General features: G+C 39.6%; 4 protein-coding genes. 2 read left to right on the top strand and 2 right to left on the bottom strand.

The features are described from left to right. The coding region (locus QZ735_RS18345) for a prolyl oligopeptidase family serine peptidase (RefSeq protein ID WP_294251694.1) at positions 1 to 789 on the top strand (789 nt) is incomplete at its 5' end. A gap of 334 nt (positions 790 to 1,123) precedes the next feature. On the opposite strand, the gene QZ735_RS18340 is transcribed toward QZ735_RS18345, so the two are convergent. Further along, positions 1,124 to 1,378 carry a hypothetical protein gene (locus tag QZ735_RS18340; RefSeq protein WP_294251691.1) on the bottom strand — a complete coding sequence of 85 codons (255 nt, stop codon included), beginning with the start codon at positions 1,376 to 1,378 and terminating at the stop codon, positions 1,124 to 1,126. 95 nt (positions 1,379 to 1,473) lie between these two features. Further along, the gene (locus QZ735_RS18335; protein WP_294251688.1) at positions 1,474 to 1,722 is read right to left on the bottom strand and encodes an addiction module protein; all 249 of its coding nucleotides are present in this window, start codon (positions 1,720 to 1,722) and stop codon (positions 1,474 to 1,476) included. Positions 1,723 to 1,805: 83 nt separating this feature from the next. Here QZ735_RS18335 and QZ735_RS18330 point away from each other — a divergent pair. Beyond that, positions 1,806 to 3,329 (top strand): peptide MFS transporter (locus QZ735_RS18330; protein WP_294251661.1); only part of this gene is annotated, 1,524 nt, incomplete at its 3' end.

Below are 3,329 nucleotides of genomic sequence, written 5' to 3'. Positions count from 1 at the left end.
CAGAAACTGAAGGCCGACAGTTTTGTGGACAAAGAGTTCATCACCATTCCAAACGGAGCCGGAGACCAGATGAATGCCTGGATCATTAAGCCTAAAAACTTTGATAAAAATAAAAAATATCCGCTCTTTATGTTCCAGTATTCAGGGCCGGGTTCCCAGCAGGTTTCCAATTCCTGGGACAACGGAAACGGGATCTGGTTTGAAATGCTGGCGCAAAAAGGCTATGTCGTTGCTTGTGTAGACGGCCGTGGCACCGGGTATAAAGGAGCCAAATTCAAGAAAGTTACCTATATGGATCTTGGCAAATATGAAATTGAAGACCAGATTACGGCGGCCAAATGGTTTGGGAACCAGTCCTACATCGATAAAACCAGAATCGGAATGTTCGGATGGAGCTTCGGAGGGTATATGACCAGCCTTGCCATGACCAAAGGTGCTGATGTCTTCAAAATGGGAATCGCGGTTGCACCGGTTACGAACTGGAGATATTACGATTCCGTTTATACGGAAAGATTCATGAGAACGCCTCAGGAGAACCCGGACGGTTACGATAAAAACTCCCCGACCGAATACGCGAATTTGCTGAAAGGGAAATTCCTGCTGATCCACGGTACGGCCGATGATAACGTGCATTTCCAGAATTCCATGGAATTTTCGGAAGCTTTGATCCAGAACAAAAAACAGTTCGACTTCATGGCCTATCCGGATAAAAACCACGGCATTTATGGCGGACAGACCAGGCCGCAGCTGTATCAGAAAATGACCGATTTTATTCTGGAGAATCTGTAGTTTTGAAAGTATATATAAAAATCGTTGTTAGATACTAACAACGATTTTTTATTTTAATAGATATGATAACTTCTGTTATGAATAATAGTAATGAGAAAAATTTTACCATTTATTTCCTTATGGATTAAAGAATTATTCTCATCAATAATACATTTTCTTACCTCAAGAACTTTTGATTTTGGACAGATAGCAGTATGATTTATTAAATTGTCTATCAAATGATTAAAATTATTTCAAATCTTTTCAACCTCCTTCATAGTCCAGTTTTCCAATAGGTAATCAATTACTTTTATGTAATTTTCAAATGTCTCTTCAGACCAGATGATTTCCATGATTATTTTTTTGAATTAATATAATCCTGTATTCTATTTACGGCCGTATCGTGATTTAATGTTCTCCCTTCTTTAACATCCTCAAGCCCCTTTTTTACAGATTTTATTTGATGATCAGATAAATTTTCCACCCAATCTTCAGAATGGGCTTTACCGTATTTCGATTTTAAAAAGTCGATATAATCATTTACTTGCTCAAAAAGTTCTTTAGGAAGCGATTCAAGATTTTTATTTATTTCTTTTACTGTAATCTGCATTTTTCCTATTATTTTAATTCAAAGTTAAATAATCCCTTTCAAACCATTGTGAAATTTCAGTTAAATCAAAATCAGCATTTTCAGAAATTACTGTTTCAGCGATTTTCATTTGATAATTTTCTTTCAAAATTTTCAATAAAGTCCTCAAAATCTAAAAGTGATTCAGGATTTTCTTTTGCATATTCAGCTCTTCTTTTTACCTCTTCTTTCTGCCATTGAGGAATAAAAATATCTTCTTCAATAGTTATTGAAATGGGTTTCTGTTTATAAGCAGCTTGTATGCTTTTAATTAAATCCTCATTAATTTCATCTGCTGAGGGTAAGTGAAGTACGGTATTCATCATCTGATCTTAATTTTACCCAAAGTTAATAAAATCCGATTATTCTTTTTAAAATTCTATATTTGTGAAATTTGAAATTTGACACTATGAAGACTAAACATCCTAAGGGATTGCCTTTCCTCTTCTTTACGGAAATGTGGGAACGTTTCGGCTATTATCTGATTCTTGGAATTTTTGTACTGTATGTCATTGAACCGGCCGGTATCAAAGGCGGTCTCGGGCTTCCCGATAAAACGGCAGACGATATTTTCGGGACTTACATTGCACTTACCTATCTTACGCCTTTTATCGGCGGTTTTCTTGCTGACCGGGTATTGGGTTATATCAAATCCATCTATATCGGAGGGGTACTCATGGCTGCCGGGTATATCGGGATGGGTGTTTTCAAAGACCTGACGTTATTTTATTCCTCTCTGGCTCTGATTATCATTGGGAACGGTTTCTTCAAACCTACCATTTCTACCCTTCTTGGAAACCTGTATTCTGAAGAACCCTATAAGGCCAATAAAGATTCCGGGTACAATATTTTTTACATGGGGATCAATATCGGGGCTTTTATCTGCAATATTATCGCAGCCTTTATGCGGAATAAATTCGGTTGGGGCGAAGCGTTCATTACGGCCGGTGTCGGTATGCTGGTCGGACTGGTCATTTTTACCATCGGCAGAAAACATTACCTTCATGCTGCCCAGATGAAACCCGTACAGGAAGGCGATACCAAGCTTTCCGAGATTATGCTTAAAGTGTTTCTCCCTGCTATCATTGCAGGAGCCATCGGCTGGGTAATTCCCGGGAATATCTTCGGAAGTGATAATACGGATGCCTTTATCTTTGCCTGTATCCCGGTGATCTATTTTTATGCCTCTCTTTATTTTAAAGCAAAACCGGATGAAAAATCTTCTATCGGCGCATTGCTGTCCGTTTTTATGATCAGCATGTTTTTCTGGGCGGTCTTCAAGCAGAATGGTACCGCTTTAACGAGGTGGGCCAATTATTATACGGACAGGAGTGTTCCTGCCTCAATGGAAAAACCGTTGGAAGACATTTATATGGTTGAACGAAAAAGCTATGAAGATAAAGAAGTTCCTGTATACAACGATCAGTATCAGTCCCAAAAGGATGAAGACGGAAAAACCATCAAGACAACAGGAAAAGATATTTACTTTAAAAATATTTCAGATCCGGATCGCAAATCGCTGGGAGGCACAGGATCAAATGAAGTTTACCTATATAACACCGAATTATTTCAGTCGATCAATCCGTTCTGGGTTATTGCGCTGACACCCGTAGTGGTTGGCTTCTGGGCTTTTTTAAGAAGGCGGGGAAAAGAACCTCTGACCCCTACCAAAATTGTCCTGGGCCTTTTTATTTCCGCATTATCCTGCCTGGTTATGGTATTGGCGGTCTGGGCCGGTGATAACGGAGCGGTGAAAGTATCACCCTGGTGGTTGGTGGCAAGTTACGGAGTGATCACCGTTGGGGAATTATGCCTTTCGCCGATGGGATTGTCTTTTGTTTCAAAACTCTCCCCTGCCAGGATTACGGCTTTGATGATGGGCGGTTTCTTCCTGGCCAACTCGGTTGGAAACAAGCTTTCGGGAATCCTGGCC

The organism is uncultured Chryseobacterium sp. (genome assembly GCF_913776365.1).
Taxonomy (GTDB): domain Bacteria; phylum Bacteroidota; class Bacteroidia; order Flavobacteriales; family Weeksellaceae; genus Chryseobacterium.
This window is presented reverse-complemented; position numbering and strand designations above follow the sequence as displayed.